This window comes from Acidovorax sp. GW821-FHT09B03 (assembly GCF_059418305.1).
On the sequence record NZ_JBWKPP010000001.1, the window covers coordinates 248,850 to 273,173 of the forward strand.

Annotated in this window: 19 protein-coding genes; 10 read left to right on the plus strand and 9 right to left on the minus strand. The window is 70.4% G+C overall.

Going from position 1 to position 24,324, the window contains the following annotated elements:
- Positions 1-257: 257 nt before the first annotated feature.
- The 4 genes from AC07PA_RS01170 to AC07PA_RS01185 form a co-directional block, all read right to left on the minus strand.
- Positions 258-1,001 (minus strand): DUF6882 domain-containing protein, encoded by a 744-nt coding sequence (locus AC07PA_RS01170; protein ID WP_494603824.1) that lies wholly within the window; start codon positions 999-1,001, stop codon positions 258-260.
- Positions 1,002-1,074: 73 nt separating this feature from the next.
- Complete coding sequence (locus AC07PA_RS01175; protein ID WP_494603822.1) at positions 1,075-1,740, minus strand: SPOR domain-containing protein; 666 nt, start codon at positions 1,738-1,740, stop codon at positions 1,075-1,077.
- Positions 1,741-1,753: 13 nt separating this feature from the next.
- On the minus strand, positions 1,754-2,593 hold the full coding sequence (locus AC07PA_RS01180; RefSeq protein ID WP_007856131.1) for a biotin--[acetyl-CoA-carboxylase] ligase: 840 nt from the start codon (positions 2,591-2,593) through the stop codon (positions 1,754-1,756).
- A complete protein-coding gene (locus tag AC07PA_RS01185) occupies positions 2,590-3,195 on the minus strand; it encodes an SET domain-containing protein (RefSeq protein WP_007856132.1) in 606 nt (201 codons plus the stop codon). The genes AC07PA_RS01180 and AC07PA_RS01185 overlap by 4 nt, the downstream gene beginning before the upstream one ends.
- Before the next feature lie 119 nt (positions 3,196-3,314).
- On the opposite strand from AC07PA_RS01185, the gene AC07PA_RS01190 reads away from it, so the two are divergent.
- From AC07PA_RS01190 to AC07PA_RS01200, 3 genes are all read left to right on the plus strand, one after another.
- The gene (locus AC07PA_RS01190) at positions 3,315-6,233 is read left to right on the plus strand and encodes a DNA topoisomerase III (RefSeq protein ID WP_494603819.1); all 2,919 of its coding nucleotides are present in this window, start codon (positions 3,315-3,317) and stop codon (positions 6,231-6,233) included.
- Between the two features lie 18 nt (positions 6,234-6,251).
- On the plus strand, positions 6,252-6,590 hold the full coding sequence (locus AC07PA_RS01195) for a DUF4124 domain-containing protein (protein WP_494603817.1): 339 nt from the start codon (positions 6,252-6,254) through the stop codon (positions 6,588-6,590).
- 123 nt (positions 6,591-6,713) lie between these two features.
- On the plus strand, positions 6,714-7,040 hold the full coding sequence (locus tag AC07PA_RS01200; protein ID WP_145693999.1) for a DUF2834 domain-containing protein: 327 nt from the start codon (positions 6,714-6,716) through the stop codon (positions 7,038-7,040).
- Here the strand turns inward: AC07PA_RS01200 and AC07PA_RS01205 are convergent.
- Positions 7,010-7,810: an AraC family transcriptional regulator gene (locus AC07PA_RS01205; protein ID WP_494603815.1), complete on the minus strand. Its 801-nt coding sequence runs from the start codon at positions 7,808-7,810 to the stop codon at positions 7,010-7,012. The genes AC07PA_RS01200 and AC07PA_RS01205 overlap by 31 nt on opposite strands.
- A 171-nt stretch (positions 7,811-7,981) precedes the next feature.
- Here AC07PA_RS01205 and AC07PA_RS01210 point away from each other — a divergent pair, with 171 nt between their 5' ends.
- A complete protein-coding gene (locus tag AC07PA_RS01210; RefSeq protein ID WP_494611126.1) occupies positions 7,982-10,051 on the plus strand; it encodes a TPR end-of-group domain-containing protein in 2,070 nt (689 codons plus the stop codon).
- A gap of 3 nt (positions 10,052-10,054) precedes the next feature.
- Here the strand turns inward: AC07PA_RS01210 and AC07PA_RS01215 are convergent, their stop codons facing one another.
- A complete protein-coding gene (locus AC07PA_RS01215; RefSeq protein ID WP_007860216.1) occupies positions 10,055-10,507 on the minus strand; it encodes an acyl-CoA thioesterase in 453 nt (150 codons plus the stop codon).
- Between the two features lie 224 nt (positions 10,508-10,731).
- On the opposite strand from AC07PA_RS01215, the gene AC07PA_RS01220 reads away from it, so the two are divergent.
- A complete protein-coding gene (locus AC07PA_RS01220; protein WP_494603811.1) occupies positions 10,732-12,702 on the plus strand; it encodes a methyl-accepting chemotaxis protein in 1,971 nt (656 codons plus the stop codon).
- Positions 12,703-12,734: 32 nt separating this feature from the next.
- Here AC07PA_RS01220 and AC07PA_RS01225 read toward each other — a convergent pair whose 3' ends face one another.
- Both AC07PA_RS01225 and ompR read right to left on the minus strand, forming a co-directional pair.
- Complete coding sequence (locus AC07PA_RS01225) at positions 12,735-14,087, minus strand: ATP-binding protein (protein ID WP_494603809.1); 1,353 nt, start codon at positions 14,085-14,087, stop codon at positions 12,735-12,737.
- Positions 14,084-14,824, minus strand: coding sequence for an osmolarity response regulator transcription factor OmpR (gene ompR, locus AC07PA_RS01230; protein ID WP_007852940.1), 741 nt, complete (start codon positions 14,822-14,824; stop codon positions 14,084-14,086). The genes AC07PA_RS01225 and ompR overlap by 4 nt, the downstream gene beginning before the upstream one ends.
- A 155-nt stretch (positions 14,825-14,979) precedes the next feature.
- On the opposite strand from ompR, the gene AC07PA_RS01235 reads away from it, so the two are divergent.
- Both AC07PA_RS01235 and AC07PA_RS01240 read left to right on the plus strand, forming a co-directional pair.
- Positions 14,980-15,303 carry a hypothetical protein gene (locus tag AC07PA_RS01235; protein ID WP_494603807.1) on the plus strand — a complete coding sequence of 108 codons (324 nt, stop codon included), beginning with the start codon at positions 14,980-14,982 and terminating at the stop codon, positions 15,301-15,303.
- Between the two features lie 34 nt (positions 15,304-15,337).
- Positions 15,338-16,297 carry an alpha/beta hydrolase gene (locus tag AC07PA_RS01240; RefSeq protein ID WP_494603805.1) on the plus strand — a complete coding sequence of 320 codons (960 nt, stop codon included), beginning with the start codon at positions 15,338-15,340 and terminating at the stop codon, positions 16,295-16,297.
- On the opposite strand, the gene uvrA is transcribed toward AC07PA_RS01240, so the two are convergent.
- A complete protein-coding gene (uvrA, locus tag AC07PA_RS01245) occupies positions 16,294-19,275 on the minus strand; it encodes an excinuclease ABC subunit UvrA (RefSeq protein WP_494604132.1) in 2,982 nt (993 codons plus the stop codon). The two genes, AC07PA_RS01240 and uvrA, sit on opposite strands and share 4 nt — an antisense overlap.
- A gap of 252 nt (positions 19,276-19,527) precedes the next feature.
- Here uvrA and AC07PA_RS01250 point away from each other — a divergent pair, with 252 nt between their 5' ends.
- From AC07PA_RS01250 to ssb, 3 genes are all read left to right on the plus strand, one after another.
- Entirely contained in the window at positions 19,528-22,275 is a 2,748-nt protein-coding gene (locus AC07PA_RS01250; protein ID WP_494603803.1) for a PepSY domain-containing protein, read from the plus strand.
- A 173-nt stretch (positions 22,276-22,448) separates the two neighbouring features.
- Entirely contained in the window at positions 22,449-23,630 is a 1,182-nt protein-coding gene (locus AC07PA_RS01255; protein WP_494604130.1) for an MFS transporter, read from the plus strand.
- A gap of 110 nt (positions 23,631-23,740) precedes the next feature.
- On the plus strand, positions 23,741-24,310 hold the full coding sequence (gene ssb / locus AC07PA_RS01260) for a single-stranded DNA-binding protein (RefSeq protein WP_007852929.1): 570 nt from the start codon (positions 23,741-23,743) through the stop codon (positions 24,308-24,310).
- The last annotated feature ends 14 nt before the right edge of the window (positions 24,311-24,324 follow it).

Sequence of the window (24,324 nt, forward strand, 5' to 3'; positions counted from 1 at the left end):
AAAGTCTTTTTGAAACCGCGCAAGTCCCTTTTCGGGATGGGATGCTAGGCGCGGTGCGCAGCCGATAGCCGTGCTATCGGCAAGCGCCGCAACGCCGCAAACCGCCCGAAAAGGCACTTGCCCGAAGGGTTGGGGCGAAATCGGACGATTGGACGCCCCGGCTGCTTGTATGGGCATGAGCCCATGCAGCGCATCCAAAGCATCCACTCATCCCGATTGCGCCCCAACGCGGCTGCAAAAAGACTTTGAACAGGCTCTTACCCCACCGCACGCACCGACATCAGCGCCATGAAGAGGTAGCCATTGTCGGAGGGCGCGCGGTACACCCCGCGCGCACCCAGCACCTGCGCGGCAACGCCCGAGAGCTCCCAGCCGTCCGTCACGTCCGCATCCCAGCGCGGCACGGTCAATGGCAGAAAGCCCTGCACCTCGCCCCATTCGCGCACGGCCGGTATGCGGGTGCTCACCTTGGCATGGTTGCCGAAGTTCGCCCAGGCCCAGAGCCAGGTGCCGCTGGCCTTGGAGACCGAGCCGATGAACTCGATGTCCGCCACGACCTTGGGGACCCCCTCGTGCGAGAAGGTCAGCGTGCCCTGCGCCTGGTCGTAATCCCAGCGCTCGAAGCGCGAGATGCCGTGGTCCGCTTCGAGCGCCTGCTGCTTGTGGACCAGCGCATGGTGGGCGTCGACCACGGCATCTTCCCAGGCGTGCTGCTGCGGCTCGGCCATGGCGCCAACACTCTGGGCCATGGCCTTCTGGTAGCAGTGGTGGCAGAGGATCTTCAGGTCCAGGCAGCCTTCGTTGCGCTCGTTCCACTCGCCACCTTCCTTCATCAGCTCGGCATTGCAACTGGCGCACCAGGCGTCGGGAAAGGGGTAGTCGGCCTCGGGGGCGTCGCAGAACCAGCGCTGCGCAGGGTTGCCGTGCAGGTGGCCGCAGACATAGGTGGGGGTGGCTTCGCCGTGCTCGCCGCACTGGATGGAAGAGGCTTCTTCGGTCATGGGATCAGGTTTGCAAGGAAAAAGGGGGCGGCATCGGACGCCTGTGCGCGCACGGCCCGCATGCGCCGGCAGCTCAGCTGCAGCTGCGCAGCGCCTTACCGGCCAGCGCGCCGCGCAGCGTGTCGAGTTGTGGGCGCAGCGCCTCGGTCACGGCCGGCAGGCGCAGCGTGAAGCCCGTGGACTCGGGCCGCTCCTGGATCACGCGGGCGGTGCGCACACCTTTCTCGCCCAGGGCCACCAGCTCGCGCTTGGCGGCCTCCTCGGTCGCAAAGCGGCCCAGGGACAGGCCGATCTCGAGCGTGCCGCCCGGCCGGTCGAAATCCACCTTGCGCGCACGCAGCTCGGCGCGCTTCTTGTCCAGGGCCTCCTGGTCTTCGAAGCGGCCCATGTAAACCATCCAGCGGCCGGGCAGGGGCGTGGACTCCAGCGCCCAGCTGCCCTGCGGCAGGCCACCGGCAGCGCTGCGCAGTGCATCGGCCTGGCGCTCGTCGAACACACCGGCCTGCAGGCACTCGGTGGCCGTTGAGGCAGGTGCGGCTTCGGCCACGGGGGGCGGGGGAGTCGGGCTGTTGGAGCGGGCCCGCAGGATCTGCAGCGTCTCCGGGCGCAGCTGCTGGCCCATGCGCTGGGGCTCGCCTTCCTGCACGGGCGCCAGGCCCCATTCGCGCAGATGCCCATGCGACCAGGCGAAATAGCCGCCATTGGCCAGCAGCAGGATCAGGATGAGCAGGCGCAGCATGCAGCTCCCTCTTTCATGACGGCAGCACGGGGCTGGGCCGCACGCTGATTTCCGAGCTCGTGACGGCCTGCATGCCGCTGGCGGTCTGTACCAGCAGGGCACCATCCTCGCCCACGCCGTGGGCCGTGCCCGCCTGCCCATCGCTGAGCGCCACGGCGCGGCCCTGCAGGATGTCGCGCTGCGCGAAGCGGGCCTGCATCGGGGAGAAGCCGTAGCCCTCGAAGGACTGCAGCATGGCCACCAGGGGCGGCACGATGCGCAGCAAGGCCTCGGGGGCCGTGAGGCCAGGTTCCAGCTCCTGCAGACTGGCCGGCGGCATGCTCATGCCCTCGCCGCTGCGCGGCAGCACATTGATGCCGATGCCCACGACCACATAGCGGATCGCCGGGGCGCGCTCCGCCGGGGCATCCTGCGGCGCCACGAAGCTCGCGGTTTCGACCAGGATGCCGCCGAGCTTGCGGTCGCCGGTGATCCACAGGTCATTGGGCCACTTGAGTCCGACACGGGGCGCCTGCCCGGCGGCAGGCAGCACGGGCTGCAGGCTCTCGGCCACGCTGACCCCCACGGCCAGCGACAGGCCCGACCAGTCGGCCGGAGCCAGGGGCAGGCCCAGGCTCATCATGAGCGAGGCGCCCACGTCGCTTTGCCAGGCCCGGCCCAGGCGCCCACGCCCGGCCGTCTGCTGCTCGGCCACGAGCAGGGTGGGGTCGCACAGGCCCGCGCGCGCACGGCGCATGAGTTCCGTGTTGGTGGAGTCGATGCTGGGCAGCACCTCGACGGAAAAGCCGGGCAACTGGGGCACCACGGCTTCCCAGAGGGCTTCGGCAGGCCAGCGCAGGGAGAGTGCGGTCATGGCCTGGCGCCCTGCGCGGGCTGCGCCGTCTGGAGGGCCTCGGCGCCGCCGTCGCTCTTTTTGTTACTCTTTTTACGCGCCGGTGCGGCAGGCTCGGGCGGCATCGGGGGACGCCAGCCGCGCTTGGGCGCCAGCAGGGTACCCCGGCAGTTGTCGCTGCCGCACCAGCAGGGGTACTCGGCCTTGAGCTTCTTGGTGTAGGGTTCGTCGATGATCAGGCCATAGTCGTAGTTGAGCTCTTCACCGGCAGCGATGTTGCGCAGCGCGGTGATGAAGATGCGGCCATCGCGCTCGTCGGCGTAGCAGTTGGGGTTGCAGCTGTGGTTGATCCAGCGCGAGGAGTTGCCGCCGAACTTCGCGTCGATCACGCGGTCTTCATCCACATGGAAATAGAAGGTATGGTTGGGCTGCAGGGGATCGTGGGGGTGGCGGTCCTGCGCCTCCTCCCAGCCGATCACTTCGCCCGTGTACTCGACAAGGACTTCGCCCTCTGCAATATCCTGCACGGCAAAAACGCCGTTGCCGTGCACGCCCGAGCGCCTGGTCTGGATGCGGCGGCCCGATGGATGGGAAGGGGCGGCGGTCGATGCGGTGCGGGGCATGGCAAAAACTCTGTTAACTTGAATATGCACACATGCGCGTGCGCGTGTACGCGTGAGGCAACGAATTGTAGAAGCGACCGGCCGGATGCCGGACAGCCAGACTGGCGAGAAACCAAAAAATGACCAAGACCCTGGTAATTGCAGAAAAACCTTCGGTGGCGCAGGACATCGTGCGCGCACTGACCCCGGTGGCGGGCAAGTTCGACAAGCACGACGACCACTTCGAGAACGACCGCTATGTGGTCACCAGCGCCGTGGGCCACCTGGTGGAGATCCAGGCGCCCGAGGAATTCGACGTGAAGCGCGGCAAGTGGAGCTTTGCCCACCTGCCGGTGATCCCGCCGTACTTCGACCTCAAGCCCGTGGACAAGACCAAGACGCGCCTGAACGCGGTGGTCAAGCAGGCCAAGCGCAAGGACGTGACGCAGCTCATCAACGCCTGTGACGCGGGCCGCGAAGGGGAGCTGATCTTTCGCCTGATCGAGCAGTACGCCGGCGGCGCCAAGCCCCTGGGCAAGCCCGTCAAGCGGCTGTGGCTGCAGTCCATGACGCCCCAGGCCATCCGCGATGGCTTCGACGCCCTGCGCAGCGAGCAGCAGATGGCGGGCCTGGCGCATGCCGCGCGCAGCCGCAGCGAGGCCGACTGGCTGGTGGGCATCAACGGCACGCGGGCCATGACGGCCTTCAATTCACGTGACGGGGGCTTCTTCCTGACCACCGTGGGCCGGGTGCAGACGCCCACGCTGTCGCTGGTGGTGGAACGCGAGGAGAAGATCCGCAAGTTCGTGAGCCGCGACTACTGGGAAGTGCACGCCAGCTTCGCCGCCGAGGCGGGCGAGTACCCCGCCAAGTGGTTCGACCCGAAGTGGAAGAAAAGCGAGGACGTGGAGCTGCGCGCCGACCGCGTCTGGTCGCAGCGCGAGGCCCAGGCGATTGCCGATGCCGTGCGCGGCCAGAAGGCCACCGTCACCGAGGAAAGCAAGCCCACGACCCAGGCATCGCCCCTGCTGTTCGACCTGACCAGCCTGCAGCGCGAGGCCAACGGCAAGTTCGGCTACTCGGCCAAGACCACGCTGGCGCTGGCACAAAGCCTGTACGAGCGCCACAAGGCCCTGACCTACCCGCGTACCGATTCGCGCGCGCTGCCCGAGGACTACCTGCCCGTGGCGCGCCAGACCTTCGAGATGCTGGCCGACAGCAGCATGCGCCACCTGGCGCCGCATGCACGCACGGCGCTGACCAACAACTACGTGCGCCCCTCCAAGCGCATCTTCGACAACGCCAAGGTGAGCGATCACTTTGCCATCATCCCCACGCTGCAGGCGCCGAGCGGCCTGTCCGAGGCCGAGCAGAAGCTCTACGACCTGGTGGTGCGCCGCTTTATGGCGGTGTTCTTCCCGAGCGCCGAGTACACCGTGACCACGCGCATCAGCACCGCCGTGGGCCACAGCTTCAAGACCGAGGGCAAGGTCCTGGTCAAGCCGGGCTGGCTGGCCATCTACGGCAAGGAAGCGGCCGACGAGGTCGAGGGTGGTAAGGACGGCGACAAGGGCCAGAACCTGGTGCCCGTGAAGCCCGGCGAGACCGTGCGCACCGAGCAGGTAGACCCCAAGGGCCTCAAGACCAAGCCCCCGGCGCGCTACTCCGAAGCCACGCTGCTGGGCGCCATGGAAAGCGCCGGCAAGCAGATCGACGACGACGAGCTGCGCGAGGCCATGCAGGAAAAGGGCCTGGGCACGCCTGCGACGCGCGCGGCCATCATCGAAGGCCTGCTGACCGAGAAGTACATGCTGCGCGAAGGCCGCGAGATCATCCCCACGGCCAAGGCCTTCCAGCTCATGACGCTGCTGCGCGGGCTGGAGGTCGAGGAGCTGTGCCGCGCCGACCTGACGGGCGAATGGGAATTCAAGCTCTCGCAGATGGAAAAGGGGCAACTGAGCCGCGAGTCCTTCATGGCCGATATCGCCGCCATGACCGAGCGCATGGTCAAGAAGGCCAAGGAATACGACCGCGACACCATCCCGGGCGACTACGCCACACTGGAAACCCCGTGCCCCAACTGCGGCGGCGTGGTCAAGGAAAACTACCGCCGCTTCGCCTGCGTGGGCAAGCCCGGTGCCGAGCCCTGCGGCTTCAGCTTCGGCAAGTCGCCTGCGGGCCGCACCTTCGAGACCGCCGAGGCCGAGGCCCTGCTGCGCGACAAGAAGATCGGACCACTCGAAGGATTCCGCTCCAAGGCGGGCTGGCCGTTCACCTCCGAGATCGTCATCAAGTACGACGACGAGGCGCACAACTACAAGCTCGAGTTCGATTTCGGCGACGACAAGAACGCCGAGGAATCGGGCGAGCTGGTGGAGTTTGCCGATGCGTCCCTGGGCCCCTGCCCGATCTGCGGTGCCGGCGTGCACGAGCACGGCGCCAACTACGTGTGCAGCAAGGCCGTGCCCACCGCCGCCCAGCCCACGCCGAGCTGCACCTTCAAGAGCGGCAAGATCATCCTGCAGCAGCCGGTGGAGCGCGAGCAGATGCACAAGCTGCTGGAGACGGGCAAGACCGACCTCCTGGACAAGTTCGTCTCCATGCGCACGCGCCGCGCGTTCAAGGCCTTCCTGGCCTGGGACAAGGAAGCCGGCAAGGTGAACTTCGAGTTCGCGCCGAGCAAGTTCCCGCCGCGCAAGCCCGCCGCTGGCGCCTTTGCCGGCAAGACGGCCGCAGCCAAGGCCCCGGCCAAGGCGGCTGCCGCGAAGAAAGCGCCGGCCAAGAAGGCCGCGGCCACCAAGACCGCCGCCGCCAAGGCGCCGCGCAAGGCCGCCGCAGGCGCTGCCCCCAGTGCCGCGCTGGCGGCCGTCATCGGCACCGAGCCGGTGGCCCGGCCCGAGGCCGTGAAAAAGCTCTGGGAGTACATCAAGGCGAACAACCTGCAGGACCCCAAGGACAAGCGCACCATCGTCGCCGACGACAAGCTGCGTGCGGTGTTCGGCAAGGACTCGGCCGGCATGTTCGAGCTGGCCGGCATCCTGGGCCAGCACCTGGGCTGATGGGAGGGGGCCACGGCCATGCGCAACCCCTGGAAACCCACGCTCTGGACACTGGCCCTGCTGGCGGCCGCCGGGACGGCCTGGTGGACGGCCGACCAGTGGCTGCCCCAGGTCCGGCCCTGGGTCGACAAGGCCTGGAGCAAGATGAACCGGCCCGGCGCGGACAGCCTGCCGCCGGAAAAGAAGGCCGCGCAAGGTGCGGCCGCGGGTGCGCGTGGGGCAGCCTCGGCCCCAGCGCCCCAGCTGCGCAAATGCACCCAGGACGGCCGCACGGTCTATACCGACGAGGCCTGCCCGCCGGGCAGCCAGGAACAGAAGGTGGAAGGTTCGGTCACCTCCTTCCCGCGCGCACAGTGAGCACGGAGCCGGCACGCAGCGCGCCGGCCATGTCGCATTTTTCCTATCGCCAGAGGGCTTGCAAGCCTAGTCTCAGGGGTCCTTGATCCACCCAACGCCTGCCACGGTGCGGGCCCCTGACACATGCAGCAAAAACACCTGCGCGGTTTTCTTTTCCTCCTGGCCATTGCCGGCATGGCCGTCCCCTGGTACTTCAACCTGGTGTATTTCCAGGGCGGGGGCAGCGTCGCGCCCGACGTGTACTGGCGCGATGCCGCCGCCAACGCGTTGACCACCGGCATCACCGTGGACGTGTACCTCGCAGCCGTGGCGTTCTCGGCCTGGGTGGCCAGTGACCGCCGCCTCGGGGCGTGGCGCTGGGCCTACGTGGCGGCCTGCTTCGGCATCGGCCTGGCGTTCGCGCTGCCCCTGTACCTGGCTCAGCGCCTGCGCGGCGAATCTGCCGCCTGATGCGCCTGCGCGCCGACCTGCAAGGGCCAATGCGCGCTGGGTGAACTCCGGGCCGCCTCCTGCACCAGCCCCTGCAGGGGCTGGCCTGCCAGCCTGCGCATGTCACGCGCCATGTGCGATTGGTCGTAGTAGCCCTGGTCGGCCGCGAGGTGCGCACCGGGCTCCGTCGGTACGGCCATCGCGTGCTGCAGCGTGGCGCTGAACCGGGCGATGACCTGGAACTGCTTGGGCGTCATGCCCCACTCGGCGACAAAGCGCCGCTCGAACTGGCGCGGCCCCACGCCCGAAAACGACGCTGTGCCCTGCGCGCTCGCGCCTGCGTGCTCCAGCAAGGCCCTGGCCTGCACCAGGCGCTCTTCGCACTGCGCTTGTGAGGCCCGCTCCTGGCGCACGAACTGCCACAGCGCGCCGATGCGGCCCTCGTCATCGGGCGCCGCACGGATGGCCTGCTCGGCAAGGGCCCAGGACGCTGCGGCCATTGTCGCCATGGGCCGCACCGCGTTCACGACGCCCCGCCCGGCGGCCAGCAGCGACGGCACCGCCTCGGGCCGCAGCATCAGCCCCACGGCGCGCACACGGCCCTGGTGCACATAGGCCGTGGCCACCGTGCTGGCACTGATCCAGGCCGCGGCAGGCAGCACCGTGCCGTCACGCAGCACCTCGCCTTCGAGGCGCACGACCAGCATGCTGCCCACCATGGCCGGGAACTGCGAGCCCTGCAGTTCGGCCGGGCTGTCCACGGCCACCGCCCCCTCCAGCCAGGGCTGCAAATCGCAAGGGGAAGGGACAAAGCGCTGCACCGCCCAATTTTGCACAATTTGGCACAACTTCGGCAGCACCGACGGGGGGTGGCAGGCCCGGGGCCTGGGCCAGAATGGCGGCTCCTTCGCCGCCCCTCCTGCATGAACCGCTCTCTGCTCCGCACCTTTGCGCTCCTGACCATGTCTGCCATGCTGCCCCTGGCCGCCGGCGCCAGGCCGTCGGCACCGCCTCCCGACTACCCGCGCCTGTCCGACAACACCGCGGCATCGCAGAACCTGGAAGTGCGCAAGGTGCTGCACGGCCAGGTGGAGGGCCTGTTCGCGCTGCCGCGCACACGCCAGCTGGTGGCCGTGGCCGGTGGCTACCTGTGGAAATTCGGCCCGCAAGGGGAACTGCTGGACAGCCTGCGCGTGCCCAGCGGAATCCACACCTCGGGCATCGTCTTCACGCCGCAGTACTACACCGACTGGGTGTACAGCGGCGAGCGGCAGCGCAAAGCGTACGCCCCCACCGTGGACGGCAACCGGCTGTCGCAGGGCGAGCTGTTTGCCGAGCTGGACCGCGCCGAACACGTGGAATTCGGCCGCAACGAAACCAGCGCCTGGGCCTACCTGCTGTCGGGCGGCAAGGCATGGGTCCTGGACATCACCCGCTGGCGCGACAAGGTGGACACCTACTGCCGCCAGCGCAGCCATTCGGACGAGAAACTGGGCTGGAACGCCACCTGCCTCGATGGCTACCGCCCCGCCCGCAAGGGCTGGCAGGAGATCGAGCCCGAGGACTTCTACCGCTCGCCGCCAGATGCCTCGCACGCCCGGGTGGTGGACTTCCAGCGCCGCCGTCTGCACCTGGAGGAGGGCATCAGCGGGCAATTGCTCGGTGCCACCGTAGGCGTGGCCCTCAAGGCCCTGGGCGTGCCTGGCAACCTGCCCAGCCGCTACTGGTTCGGCGATGCCTCCACGGAGCTGCGCGTGGGCGGCGAGGTGCTCAGGTTCAAGGCTTTCATCCCCCGCGAGGATGGCAAGTACCACTTTCCCAACATGGCCTGGTGGGACCTGTCACCGGCACTGCCGGGCGCGAACCCCTGGTTCACGGTGCACCCGCGCAGCTACCTGCACCACCCGGGCGAGGAGGCCTTGCTGCGCCACTACGAGAAGGACATCGGCCTGTACGTGGTGCGCCCCCGCGGGGCCGTGCCGGCGCCTGCCACGGACCGCGAGGCCGGCACCTGGCGCCCGGTGTTCAACGGACCCACGACCCACTCGTACGCGGTGAGCGGCAACGTGGAGTTTGCGGCCGCGCCTGCCGCACACACCTGGCTGCGCAAGCCCGAGGCACGCCAGCGCATCGCCGGCCTGGGACCGCAGATCCCGATGGAAGCGCTGTGGCCTGCGCTGCGCGAACCACCGGTTGCGCTGACGCTGCAGTGGACCGCCTCGTCCGAGGAAGAAGAGACCCGGCTGCGCATCGACCTGCCCGCGGCGCCAACCCGAGCGGCCTTCGAGCGGCTCGCTGGCGGCAAAGGCCCCGTGGAGCTGGTGGTGCAGGTGCCCGACCTGCAAGGCCCGGTGTCGGGCATATCGGTGCTGCTGCGCAGCGGCAGCCTGCAGCAGGCCCTGCCAGGCGCCCGCATCGCCTACCTGGGCCAGCCGCCACGCCCCGCGTCCACGCGCGCCGAGACGCTCCGCGTGCTCAGGGAAGCGAACAGCGCCGCGCAGCGCTCGCCCGGTGCACTGCCCGCCTTCCTGCAGGCCGCCCAGGACCTGGCGCAGGACCTGCAGCGCGCGCAGGACCTGTCCTCGGACATCACCCACGCCTATGCGCAGCTGGTCAACCACTTCAACGGCCAGCGGGATTTCGCCTCGTCCTCGCGCCTGGTGCGCCACTACCTGGCCCAGGTCTACCCGCATGTGGGCAAGTACCGCCGCGACGACAAGGAGGTCTACAACGTCGGGGTGATCGCCAGCCAGACCCTGGCCTTTGCCCTGCACACCAACGAGCCCGACCTGGCCCAGGCCGTGATGGCGACCCTGATCGGTTCCGGCTTCGACCCGGCGGTGCAGACCAACGCAACGCTGATGTACAACCTGGCCTGCTACTACGCCCTCACGGGCGACAAGGCGCGCATGCTGCAGGCGGCAGCCAGGGCGCGCAGCCTGGGCAAGCCTCCCTCGCAGTTCCTGCAGGACACGGACTTCGACCGCTACCGGCAGGACGCCGACTTCCTGCAGGTCGTCAACGCCAGCTAGCCCTCAGTGGGCTGTGCCTGCAGCGGGGCGGGCGGCCTCCACCTGGGCGTTCACACGCTCGGCCAGGGCCATGTCGCCCGGGGTCTCGGGCGTGAACTTGTCCACCGCACGGGGTGCACCGTCCTCGTCCAGTGCTGCGTAGACGGCTGCGCAATGGGTGACCTGGCGCAGCTCCTTTTCCCGGATGCCGCCGCTGCGCACCTCGATCAGCATGTTCATGCTGGTCTCGCCCGTGTGGGCCAGGCTGGCCTGCACCTCCACCAGGTCACCGGGGTGGATGGGCCGGTCGAAACTGGCGTTGCCCATGAAGGCCGTCACGCAGTTGTCCCCGGCCCAGGCGCTGGCACAGGCAAAGCCGGCCTCGTCCATCCAGCGCAGCACCGTGCCGCCGTAGATGCGGCCGGACGCCGACGGGGCGGTGTGCGACGCCAGAAAGCGCAGGGTGATGGAATGCATGCGGTGGTCTCCTCGGAAGCTGCTGTCGGTATATCCGATTAAGCGCCCTGCACCCTGTAGGAACGCACCGCCACCCACCGAACGGGCGTGTTGGGGCGACCTGCGGCGCAGCACCGGCGCATCTGGCATGTCGCTTGCTGAAAGGCCGGGGACCCCCCCTGCCCCCGACCCGGCGCCGCGCCGGGGCCGCAACCCCGCGCATGCAACGGCTGCCGCTCTTCGCCATGTCCTCCTTGCACCGCCTGCCTCTGGCCCGCAAATTCCTGGTTCTCGGGCTGATCGCCCTGGGGATGATCGCCTTGCCGACCTCCATGCACGTGCGCGATGCGCTGCTGGACATGGCCGCCGCACGCCAGGAAGCGCGCGGCGCCCCTGCGCTGCTGGCGCTCAACAAGCTGGTGCAGGGCATGCAGGTGCACCGGGGTCTCTCGGCCAGCATGCTGGGCGGCAACGAGGCCCTGGCCGCGCGCCGGCCCGCCGCGCGCGAGGCGGTGGACAAGGCCCTGGCAGAGGCGAGCACCCGGCTGGCACAGGCCGGCGCGCCCGCTGCCGAAGACAGCACCTTGAAGCAGCTGCACCAGACCTGGCAGGCCCTGGAGCAGGCTGTGGCGGCGCGCAACCTGCAGCCGGCCCAGAGCACAGCGCAGCACACCCAGCTCATCGCCGGGGTGATGCGCCTGAACGAGACCCTGCTCCACCACTACGGACTGGCGCTCGACCCCGGCCAGGACACGAATGCCCTGGTCCAGGCCTCGCTGGTGCACGTGCCCATGCTCGGCGAAAAGCTCGGCGTGATGCGCGCGCAAGGCTCTGCCGCACTGAGCAGCAAGGCCCTGGCCCCCGAAGGCAAGGGTGGGCTGGTGGCGCTGCAGCAGCGCGTGGTGGAGCTGCAGGGCGACACGCTGCGCAGCCTGGAACGCGCCATGGGCCACAACCCGGCCTTTCGCCTGGCCCTGGGCGGCGCGGCCCAGGCGGTGGACACGCAGGTCCAGCAGGCGCTGCAGCGCGCCGGCAGGGACATCCTCCAGGCCACCGAGCTCTCGGCGCCGGCCTCGGACTATTTCGACGAGTTCACGCGCACCATCGACGCACTCTATGCCCTCAATGCCCAGGCCATGGACCTGCTCTACGGCGCCTTGCAGGAGCGCGTCGCAGGCCTGCAGCGGCAGTTGCTGTGGCAGCTCGGCCTGCTGGCGCTGGCCCTGGTGGCGGCCATCGTGCTGGCACGCGGCTTCGCACGCTCCATCACCGTGCCGCTGGCACAGGCGGTGCAGCTGTCCAATGCCGTGGCCCAGGGCGACCTGCGCGCCACGGCCACGGCAGAGCCCCATGGCAGCGATGAAGTGGGCCAGCTCATGGCGGCCCTGGTGCAGATGCGCCGCCAACTGACCGACGTGGTGGGCCAGGTGCGCGCGGGCTCCGAGGGCGTGGCCACGGCCAGCGCCCAGATCGCGCAGGGCAACCACGACCTGTCGGCACGCACCGAGAGCCAGGCCAGCGCTCTGGAAGAAACCGCCGCCTCGATGGAGGAACTGGGCTCCACCGTGCGCCAGAATGCGGACAGCGCGCGCCAGGCCAGTGCATTGGCCGGCGAAGCGCGCACCGTTGCAGTGCAAAGCGGCGAGGTCGTCACCCAGGTGGTGCAGACCATGCAGGGCATCAGCGCCGCGTCGCAGAAGATCGCCGACATCATCGGCGTGATCGACTCCATCGCCTTCCAGACCAACATCCTGGCGCTCAATGCCGCCGTCGAGGCGGCCCGCGCCGGCGAGCAGGGCCGGGGCTTTGCCGTGGTGGCCAGCGAGGTGCGCAGCCTGGCCGGGCGCAGTGCCGAGGCCGCGCGCGAGATCCGCACGCTGATCCATGCCAGCGTGGAGCGTGTGCAGCAGGGCAACCAGCTGGTGGAGCGCGCCGGCAGCACCATGCACGAGGTGGTGACGGCCATCGGCCGGGTGAACGACCTCATGGGCGAGATCAGTGCCGCCAGCCACGAGCAGTCGCTGGGCGTGGCCCAGGTGGGCGAGGCCGTGACGCAGATGGACCAGGCCACGCAGCAGAACGCCGCCCTGGTCGAGGAGATGGCGGCGGCCGCGGGCAGCCTGCAAAGCCAGGCCGAGGAACTGGTGCAGGTGGTTTCGGTGTTCCGCATCGGCGATACGGTCCCCACGGCACCCTCCATGCCGCGCCTGCGCTGAGGCTGAGCAGGCCTCGGGACCTGTTCCAGAGCTCAGGCCGACCGCGGCAGCACCAGCCGGGCGCGCACGCCGGCGCCCGCGGCGCTGTGCAGCTCCAGCGTGCCGCCATGGGCGCGCGCCACCCTTTCCGCGATGGCCAGGCCCAGGCCGGCCCCTGGAGTGCCCGAACGCGCCGCCCCGCCCCCACGGGCAAAGGGCTGGCGCAGGCGCTCCAGCTCGTCCGGGGCCATGCCGGCACCATGGTCTGCCACCTCGATCCATGCATGCTGCGCGCTGGCGCCGGTGCGCAGCACCACGGGCGCGGCGCCATGGCGCCATGCGTTCTCGACCAGGTTGTCCACCGCGCGCCGCAGCGCTTGCGCGTGCACAGGAACAGTGGGCGTTGGGCCCGCTTCCAGTTGCAGCGCGCGGCCATGGTCGGCCTGCGCCTCGGCCACGGCCTGGGCCAGTTCATCGAGCAATGCCGCAGTGGCCGCTTCACCATCGCCCAGGCGCGCGAAATCGAGGAACTGGCCGACGATGGCGTCCATCTCCTCGATGCTGCGCGCCATGCTGGCCGCCAGCGGGGCGTCCACCTGGGCCTGGGCGATCTCCACCCCCAGGCGCAGCTTGGTGAGCGGGGTGCGCAGGTCGTGCGAGACACCGGCCAGCATCAGCGCGCGCTCGCGATCGGCCTCGGCCAGGCTGCGCGCCATCAGGTTGAAGCTGCGCGCCACGGTGGCAATCTCCTGTGGCCCATCCTCGGGCAAGGCCTTGGGTGGCTGCCCGCGGGACAGTTGCTGCGCGGCGGCCACCACGCGTGCCAATGGCCGGTTGAGGTGGCGCTGCAGCCACCAGGCGCCGAGCAGCGCGAGCAGCCCACCGGCCACCGTGGCCATGAGCCAGGCCCCCGTGAATTCGCGCGCAGGAAAGACATGGGGCAGCGTGAGCCAGTAATCGGTGCCGCCATGCGCCACGCGCAGCGCCAGCAGGCCCGTGCCATCGCGGCGCCAGCGCGGCCCGGCATCGCCGCCGGGCTCGGCCTGCTGTTCCAGCCGCCGCACGACGGCCTGCACGAAGCGCCGCTCCAGCGGGGAGAGCAGGGCGCGCTGGCGCGGGGAGGGCGGCTCGCCGGTCTGCATGGCGGCATGGCTCGCCTGGCGGTTGAAGGCCTCGACGAAGGCGGCACGCTGTGCGGGCGGCAGCACCCCCAGCCCGGCGCGCACGGCCACCACATTGCGCGCCACGCCGTCGGCCGCCTGGGCCACGCGCGGCTGCAAGACCATCTGGCGCACCAGCACCACGGCACACAGCTGGCTCAGCACCACCAGCGCGGCAATGAGCAACAGGTTGCGCCCCAGCAGGCTGCGCGGCCACCCGCTGTGCACGGGCGCAGCGGCGGTCATCCCGCGCCCCCGGCAGGCGCGGAGCCGTCCGGCATGAAGACATAGCCCACGCCCCAGACGGTGCGGATGTGGCGCGGCTGCGCCGGGTCGGCCTCGATCAGCTTGCGCAGGCGCATCACCTGCACGTCGATGCTGCGGTCCGTGGCCTCGTGGTCGGGCCCGTAGGCCAGGGCCATCAGCCGGTCGCGGCCCAGGGGGCGGCGCGGCTGCCGGGCCAGGGCCTGCAGCAGGGCGAATTCGCCGCTGGTCAGCGGCAGGTCCTGCCCATCGCGGGACAGCCGGCGCTCGTCCACCCACAGGGTGAAGTCGCCGAAGCGGATACAGCCACCGGCCTGTACCGGGCCGGTGTGTGCGCCCAGCATGCGCTGGCGCCGCACCATGGCCTGCACGCGCGCCAGCAGCTCGCGCGGGTTGAAGGGCTTGGGCAGGTAGTCGTCGGCCCCCATCTCCAGGCCGACGATGCGGTCCACCGGGTCGCCTCGCGCGGTGAGCATGAGGATGGGAATGGTCTCGCCCTGGGCGCGCAGGCGCCGGCAGATGGACAGGCCGTCCTCTCCCGGCATCATCACATCGAGCACCAGCACGTCGAAGCGCTCGCGCGCCAGCAGCGCGTCGAGCGGGCCGGCACCGTCCACCGTGCGCACGGCGTAGCCCTGGTCGCCCAGGTAGCGCTGCAGCAGGGCGCGCAGGTCGGGCTCGTCATCGGCCACCAGGATACGGGCCAGGGCATCGGTCATGGGGAGGGTGCATGCAAACGGGATGGGGCAATGGTAGGGCGCAAAGCCCTGCGGCAGGCCGCTTCGTCATGCTTTGTCATACATCGGGCCGCCCACGCCACAAACGGCTCACACCTGGGCGCGAAAGTCGGGCCATCCCAACCCAGGAGCCCCCCATGACCCCTTTTTCCATCCGCGCACTGGCCGTCGCCGGCTGGCTTGCCATCGGCCTCATGGCCGGCGCCTGCGCGCAGGCCGCGCCCCCGGGCCAGCGCGCCCAGCAGGTACAGCAGGCGCGCGACCAGCTGCACCAGCGCTTCGTGGCCGCCGACAGGGACGGCAACGGCCAGCTCACCCGCGCCGAGGCCCAGGCCGGCATGCCGCGCGTGCACCGCGCCTTCGACCAGATCGATACCGCGCGCAAGGGCCATGTGACCGAGGCCGAGATCACGGCCGCCATCGCAGCCCGCCTGGCCAGCCGCCGGGCCCTGCAGCAGTAACCACCTTTCACTAACATTGCAGGAGAAAACGACCATGGCCTTCCATCCCTTTGCCCACCTTCGCTCCTGGGCCTGCCGGGCCGCACTGCCCCTGGCCCTGGCCTCGCTCGCCGCCGTGGCACCGGCCCAGGCGCAGCTGGCCGACCCGGGCATCTTCCTCGAGGATGGCAGCGGCGCCCTCGCCACCCTGCCGGCCGGCGTGCAGCGCATTGCCGACGTGCCCTACGGCGCCGACCCGCTGCAGCGCATGGACGTCTACCTGCCCAGCACTCCACGCAGCGGCGTGGACGGACCGGCCCCGGTCATCTTCATGGTGCACGGCGGCGGCTGGCGCACGGGCGACAAGGCCATGTCCCGCGTGGTGCAGGAAAAGGCCGCGCGCTGGGTGCCGCGTGGCTTCATCTTCATCTCCGTCAACTACCGGCTGCACCCGGCCGTCGACGTGCTGCAGGAGGCCATCGACGTGGCCCTGGCGCTCGACACCGCGCAGAAGCAGGCCGCGCAATGGGGGGCCGACCCTACGAAGTTCATCCTCATGGGCCACTCGGCGGGGGCGCACCTGGTGTCCTTCGTCAACGCGCATGCGCCGCTGCTGCGCCAACTGGGCGTCACGCCCTGGCTGGGCACGGTGTCGCTGGACAGCGCGCTGCTCAACGCGCCGGTGGTGATGTCGCTGCCGCACTACCCGCTGTACGACGAGGTGCTGGGCAGCGACCCCGCCTACTGGCTCGCGATCTCGCCCTACCAGGCCGTGAGCGGGGCCCAGCCGCCCTGGCAGTTCGTGTGCTCCACCCGCCGGCCCGACCGCCCCTGCCTGCAGGCCCAGGGCATGGCCGCCCATGTGCAGGCCCTGGGCGGCCGCGCCGAGGTGCTGCCGCAGGACCTCACGCACGGCGAGATCAATGCCGACCTGGGGCTGGAGGGCAGCTACACGCGCGCCGTCGAAGCGTTCTTGGGATCGCTCGATCCCACCGTCGCCCAGCGCCTGCGCTAGGCCAAGTAGCGCGCGAGGTACTTGCCCGTATGGCTGGCGGGATTGGCCGCCAGGTCCTCGGGCGTGCCCACACCCACCACGGTGCCGCCACCGGCACCGCCCTCGGGCCCCATGTCGATGAGCCAGTCGGCGGTCTTGATGACGTCCAGGTTGTGCTCGATGATGACGATGGTGTTGCCCGCGTCGCGCAGCTGGTGCAGCACCTTGAGCAGGAGGTCGATGTCGGCGAAGTGCAGGCCGGTGGTCGGCTCGTCCAGGATGTAGAGCGTGCGGCCGGTGTCGCGCTTGGACAGCTCCTGCGCCAGTTTCACGCGCTGCGCCTCGCCGCCCGAGAGCGTGGTCGCCGCCTGGCCCAGGCGGATGTAGGACAGGCCCACGTCCAGCAGGGTCTGCAGCTTGCGCGCCAGGGCCGGCACGTCCTTGAAGAAGGCGAAGGCATCCTCCACCGTGAGCTCCAGGATCTGCGCGATGTTGCGGCCCTTCCAGAGCACTTCCAGCGTCTCGCGGTTGTAGCGCTGGCCGTGGCAAACGTCGCAGGGCACGTAGACGTCGGGCAGGAAGTGCATTTCCACCTTCACCACGCCGTCGCCCTGGCAGGCCTCGCAGCGGCCGCCGGCGACGTTGAAGGAGAAGCGCCCTGGCCCGTAGCCGCGTTCCTTGGCCGTGTTGACCTCGGCCATGAGCTCGCGGATGGGCGTGAACAGACCGGTGTAGGTCGCCGGGTTGCTGCGCGGCGTGCGGCCGATGGGCGACTGGTCGACGTTGATGACCTTGTCGAAGTACTCGATGCCCACGATCTCGTCGTGCGCGGCCGGCTCTTCGTGGGCGCGGTAGATCTGGCGCGCCACGGCGGCATACAGCGTGTCGTTGACCAGCGTGCTCTTGCCCGAACCCGAGACCCCCGTCACGCAGGTCAGCAGGCCCACGGGGAAGTCCACCGTCACGTTCTTGAGGTTGTTGCCCGTGGCGCCGGCCACGCGCAGCGCCTGCACGGCGCCCTGGCGCGCATGGTGGGCGGCCATGCGCTCGGCGCGGCGCTTGCTGGCCTCGGTCTCCGGGAAGCGCGACTTGCCCTTGGCCGGCGCGGGGGCCGGCGCGGCCGCCTCCACCACCGGCAGCCAGGGCGTGCGGCGCCTGGGCACGGCGATGGACAGCGTGCCCGACAGGTACTTGCCGGTGAGCGATTCGGGGTGGCTGCGCACCGTGTCGTAGCTGCCCTGGGCCATGACGCGGCCGCCGTGCACACCGGCGCCAGGGCCCATGTCGATCACGTGGTCGGCGGCGCGCATCATGTCCTCATCGTGCTCGACCACGATCACGCTGTTGCCGATGTCGCGCAGGTGCTGCAGGGTGGCGATGAGGCGGTCGTTGTCGCGCTGGTGCAGGCCGATGCTGGGCTCGTCGAGCACGTACATCACGCCCGTGAGGCCCGAGCCGATCTGGCTGGCCAGGCGGATGCGCTGCGCCTCGCCGCCCGACAGCGTCTCGGCGCTGCGGTCCAGGCTCAGGTAGTTCAGGCCCACGTCGTTGAGGAACTGCAGCCGCGTGGTGATCTCGCGCACCACCTTGTCGGCGATCTCGGCCTTGGCGCCGCTGAGCCGGAGCCCGCGGAACCAGCCATGCGCGTCGTTGAGCGTGGCGTGGCTCACCTCGAAGATGGCGCGCGCCTGCTCGCCTTCGCCCACCTTCACGTGGCGCGCTTCGCGGCGCAGTCGCGTGCCATGGCATTCGGGGCAGGGCTGGGTGCTGCGGTAGCGTGCCAGGTCCTCGCGCACCACCACCGAATCGGTCTCGCGGTAGCGCCGCGCCATGTTCGGCAGGATGCCCTCGAAGGTGTGCTTGCGGCTCAGCACCTTGCCCTTGGAGGGGCCGCTGTCCATGATGTAGCTGAAGGCGATCTCTTCCTCGCCCGAGCCGTGCAGCACCGCGTTCTGCACCTTGGCGGGCAGCGACTCGAAGGGCGCCTCGACATCAAAGCCATAGTGCCGGCCCAGGCTTTCGAGCATGGCGAAGTAATAGCCGTTGCGCCGGTCCCAGCCCTTGATGGCGCCGCTGGCCAGGCTCAGCGTGGGGAAGGCCACCACGCGCAGCGGGTCGAACACCTCGCGCTGGCCGATGCCGTCGCAGGCCGGGCAGGCGCCCATGGGCGAGTTGAAGGAGAAAAGCCGCGGCTCCAGCTCGGCCAGCGAATAGCTGCACACCGGGCACGAGAACTTGGAGCTGAACAGGTGCTCCTGGCCCGAATCCATCTCGAGAGCGAGCACGCGGCCATTGCCTTCGTTGCCACCCACGCGCAGCACGGCCTCGATGCTCTCGGCCAGGCGCTGCTGCATCTCGGGGCGCACCTTGAGGCGGTCGATCACCACGTCGATGCTGTGCTTCTCGGTCTTCTTCAAGGCCGGCAGGCTCTCGTACTCGTAGATGGCGCCGTCCACCCGGAAGCGGATGTAGCCCAGGGCCTGCATCTGCGCGAAGAGCTCGGTGAACTCGCCCTTCTTCTCGCGTGCCATGGGGGCCAGCAGCATCAGGCGCGTGTCCTCGGGCAGGGCCAGCACGGCATCCACCATCTGGCTCACGGTCTGGGCCGCCAGCGGCAGGCCGTGGTCGGGGCAGAACGGCGTGCCGGCGCGCGCGTACAACAGGCGCAGGTAGTCGTGGATCTCGGTGACGGTGCCCACGGTGGAGCGCGGGTTGTGGCTGGTGGCCTTCTGCTCGATGCTGATGGCGGGCGACAGGCCCTCGATCAGGTCGACGTCGGGCTTGTCCAGCCGGCCGAGGAACTGGCGCGCATAGGCCGACAGGCTTTCCACGTAGCGGCGCTGGCCTTCGGCATAGAGCGTGTCGAAGGCCAGGCTGGACTTGCCCGAGCCCGACAGCCCGGTGATCACCACGAGCTGGTTGCGCGGGATGTCGAGGTCGATGTTCTTGAGGTTGTGCGTGCGCGCCCCGCGGATGCTGATGCGCTGCTCCCGCAGCACGCGGGCCAGGTAGGCGCCGTCGGAAGATCGGCCGTCGTCGGCAACAGGGTCGTTTTTCACGGGGGCGGGCTCAATGCAGGACAACCCACCATGATAGGCCACCGGCCTGCCCCGTACCTGCCACCCTGCTGCCAGGGCACAGGCGGTTGCCGATGCAACCGGAAATTACGCCAGAGGCCGACCTGGCGCCACGGGAATGCAGACACCCATAGAATGACAATCATTCTCATTTAAGTAGTTTGTCGCCAGAGCATGTCCCATGCCCCGGCGGTGGACCGCGCCCCCCCGCCACGCAACATGGCCAGCGAACGCACCCTTTCCGCCGCATCCACTGCGGCCACCACCGACACCGCCGTGCCCGTCTCCAGCCCCGGCACGCAGCCCCGCGGCCGCTGGCGCCTGCCGGCCCTGCCCACCCTGCGCCAGGCCTGGTTCCAGGTGCACTGGTTCATCGGCATCACGGCCGGCACGGTGCTGGTGGTCATCGGGCTCACGGGGGCGCTGCTGGCCTTCCACGAAGAGATCCTGGACCTGATGAACCCCGGGGTGCGCCATGTGGCTCCCTCGGCCGGGCCCATGCTCACGCCCCAGCAGACCGTGGACGCCGTGCTGCGCGCCGGCCGCACCGAGCGCATCAGCAGCGTGGCCGTGCAGGCCGAGCCGGGCAGCTCGGCGCGCGTGACCTTCGTGCCGCGCCCGGGAGAGCGGCGCGGCGATGTGGTCTATGTGCACCCCTACAGCGGCAGCGTGCTGGGCGAACTGCAGGGGCACGGCTTCTTCGAATGGATTGAATCGCTGCACCGCTGGCTGCTGCTGCCGCGCGAGCCCGGCCGCGTGGTGGCCGGCGTGCTGGCCATCTGCCTGCTGGGCCTGTCGCTCTCGGGCCTGTACCTGCGCTGGCCGCGCAACCCGCTGCGCTGGCGCATCTGGCTGACCTTCGACCCGGCGCTCAAGGGCCGCTCCTTCCTGTGGGGCCTGCACTCGGTCGTCGGCACCTGGGCGCTGGTGCTCTACGTGGCGCTCACAGCCACGGGCATCTACTGGTGCTTCGACGCGGTGCGCGACACGGTGGACGGCTGGGCCGGCCAGAAGCGTCCGCCGCGCGTGGCGGCACCCGCCCGGCCACCCGCATCCGCCAGTGCGGAACCCAAGGCCGCCGAGCCGGCACCGCCCGACCTGGCCCGCACCTGGGCCGTGTTCCAGCAACAGGCCGGCGACTGGGCCGAGGCCAGCCTGCGCATGCCCGCCAAGGCCGGGCAGCCGGTGCAGGTCACCTGGCTGGATGCCAAGGCGCCGCATGAACGCGCGCGCAGCCGCATGTCCATCGAGCCCCTGACCGGCAAGCTCAGCGCCGAGGACCGCTATGCCGACCGCAGCCTGGGCGCCCGCGCGCTGAGCACCATCTACCCGGTGCACATGGGCACCTATTTTGGCCTGCCGGGGCGCGTCGCGATGCTGCTGGCCAGCCTGGGCCTGCCGCTCTTCGCCATCACCGGCTGGATGCTCTACCTGGACCGCCGGCGCCAGCGCCGCGCCACCGCAGCCGCGCGCGCCGCCCACGGCCAGGGCGTGCCCGGCGCGGTGGCCGGCACCCTTGCCGCCGACACCCTGCTGGTGGCCTACGCCAGCCAGGCCGGGCAGGCCGAGCGCATCGCCCTGCAAAGCGCCACCGCCTTGCAGCAGGCCGGGCTGCGCGTGGCCGTGCAGTCGGTGGCGCAGCTCACGCCCGAGGCGCTGCGCGCGCACCGCCGCGTGCTGCTGGTGGCCAGCAGCTTCGGCGAAGGGGAGCCGCCCGACAGCGCCCGGCGCTTTACGCGCCTGCTGGAGCAGCAGGGCGCCGGCGGCCTGGCCGGCCTGCGCTACGGCCTGCTGGCCCTGGGCGATCGCAACTACGCACGCTTCTGTGGCTACGGCCATGCACTGGACGAGGCCCTGCGCAAAGGCAGTGCCGAGCCCCTGTTCCCGATGATCGAGGTGGACAGCGGCGATACGGCTGCCCTGGCACGCTGGATGCAGACCCTGGCCACGCTGGAAGGCGCCGAGCACCTGGCGCTGGATACTCCGCTGGCCGATGCCGGTCCCGAATTGCCCTACGCCCCCTGGCGCCTGGCGGGCCGCGAACGCCTGAACCCCGGCAGCGAGGGTGGGCCGCTGTTCGAGCTGTCGCTGACCGCCGACCCCCCCGCCACCTGGCACCCCGGCGCCCTGGTCGAGGTGCAAGCCCGCCACGCCGCCGAGGCGGTGGATGCCTGGCTGGCGGCGGCCGGACTGGCAGGTGCCCATGCCGTGCGCCTGGCTGACCAGCCCTGCACCCTGGCCGAGGCCCTGGCGCAGTGCGTGCTGCCGGTGCCGCCGCTGCACTTTGCCGATGCCCAGGCCTGCGCCGACGCCCTGGTGCCCCTGGCGCCGCGCACCTATTCGGTGGCCTCGTTGCCGCAGGACGGCGCGCTGCAGCTGCTGGTGCGCCAGGAGCGGCATGCGGGCGGCCTGGGCCTGGCTTCGGGCTGGCTCACGGCCCACGCCCCCCTGGACACGCGGGTGCCCCTGCGCCTGGTGGCCAACCCGCGCTTCGACACTGCCGCGGGCGATGTGCCCTGCCTGTTCATCGGCAATGGCTCGGGGCTGGCAGGCCTGCGCGCTCACCTGCGCGAGCGCGTGCGCACAGGCCAGCGGCGCAACTGGCTGCTGTTCGGCGAGCGCCATGGCGCCCACGACACCCTGTGCGCCGCCGAGATCGGCGGCTGGCAGGCCGGGGGCTTCCTGGCCCGGCTGGACCGCGTGTTCTCGCGCGACGGCGGCGAGCACCGCTATGTGCAGGACCGCCTGCGCGCCGCGGCGGTCGACTTGCGCGCCTGGGTGGCCGATGGCGCCATCCTCTATGTCTGCGGCAGTGCCCAGGGCATGGGCTCAGGGGTGGATGCCGTGCTGGCCGAGGTGCTGGGCGCCGATGCGCTCGACGCGCTGATCGCTGATGGGCGCTACCGAAGGGACGTGTACTGAGCCGGGCCGGATGGCCGGTTTGTTCTTGATCAAAGTCAATGGACGGGGCGATGGGCGAGAATCGGGGTTTGCGCCAGCCGTCCACCGAGCCCCTTTCCTTGTTCATGCCTTCCCCGGCCCCGAGTGCCGCCCCATCCCCCTCTGCCCCCCTGCCGACCTCGGCCGCGCACGCCATGACGCCGCTGGAGCGCCGCGCCAGCGTGAGCCTGGCGCTGATCTTCGCGCTGCGCATGCTCGGCCTGTTCCTGGTGCTGCCGGTGTTCGCGTTGGAGGCGCGCAAGTACCCCGGGGGGGATGACCCGGCCCTGGTGGGCCTGGCCATGGGCATCTACGGGCTCACGCAGGCACTGCTGCAGCTGCCGCTGGGCATGGCCTCGGACCGTTTCGGGCGCAAGCGCGTGATCGTGCTCGGCCTGCTGGTGTTCGCGGGCGGCAGCCTGCTGGCGGCCCTGGCCGATTCGCTCACCGGGCTGCTGCTGGGCCGGGCGCTGCAGGGCGCGGGCGCCGTGTCGGCCGCGGTCACTGCCCTGCTGGCCGACCAGACGCGCGATGCGGTGCGCACCAAGGCCATGGCCCTGGTGGGCGGCAGCATCGGCCTGATGTTCGCCGTGGCCCTGGTGGCCGCGCCGCTGCTCACGGCCCACATCGGCCTGTCGGGCCTGTTCGGGCTGACCTGCGCGCTGGCGCTGGCCGGCGTGGCCGTGGTGCTGTGGCTGGTTCCGCCCGAGCCCACGGAGCACCGCAATGCCCCGCGCGGCCGCCTGGCCGACGTCTGGGCCCACCCCGACCTGCTGCGCCTGAACCTGGGCGTCTTCGTGCTGCACACGGTGCAACTGTCCATGTGGGTGGCCGTGCCCGCCATGCTGGTGCAGGCCGGCCTGCCCAAGGACCACCACTGGCAGGCCTACCTGCCGGCCGTGGTGCTGTCCTTCGTGGCCATGGGCGGGCTGTTCGCGCTGGAGCGCGCCGGGCACCTGCGCACGGCCCTGCTGGGTTCCATCGCCCTGGTGCTGGTGGTGCAACTGGGCCTGGGTGGCCTGACGGCCAGCGGCGCCACGCCCACGCTGTGGGTGCTGGGGCCGCTGCTGTTCGTGTTCTTCTGCGGTTTCAACGCGCTGGAGGCCAGCCAGCCCAGCCTGGTCTCGCGCATGGCTCCCGCCGCGCTGCGTGGCGCGGCCCTGGGCAGCTACAACACCCTGCAGTCGCTGGGGCTGTTCGCCGGCGGCGCACTGGGCGGCGCACTGGTCAAGTGGGCGGGAGCCCCGGGCCTGTTTGCCACCACGGCGGTGCTCACGGCCCTGTGGCTGGCGCTGACCTGGCCGCTGCGGCCCACCGGACGCGGTCAGGGACACTGAGCCTGCCCAGGGCGCCCGGCTTGCGGCACAATGGTACGTTTGGCGCGCAGCCTCTCCACCGGCCGGAGAGGGCACCGACGCCCCCCAACATCAAGTAGGTAGAGCAGCACATGGCATCCGTGAACAAAGTCATCATCGTCGGCAACCTCGGCCGCGACCCTGAAATGCGCACTTTCCCCAGTGGCGACCAGGTGGCGAACGTGACGATTGCCACCACCGACAAGTGGAAAGACAAGCAAAGCGGCGAAATGAAGGAAGCCACCGAGTGGCACCGCGTGGTCTTCAACGGCCGCCTGGCCGAGATCGCCGGCCAGTACCTGCGCAAGGGCTCGCAGGTCTATGTGGAAGGCAGCCTGCGCACGCGCAAATGGACCGACCAGGCGGGCGTGGAAAAGTACAGCACCGAAATCCGTGCCGACCAGATGCAGATGCTGGGCAGCCGCCAGGGCATGGGCGGTGGCGGCCAGGGTGGCGGTGGCCAGCAGGGCGGCGGCTATGACGATGGCGGCGGCTACGGCGGCGACCAGGGCGGTGGTGGCGGCTACGACGCACCCCCCCAGCGCCGCGCCGCCCCGCCCCAGCAGCAACGCCCTGCGGCACCTGCCGCGCGCCCGGCACCCGCGCCGGCACCGCGTGCGGCCTCGGGCTTCGACGACATGGACGACGATATTCCGTTCTGATCCCCGACAGGACA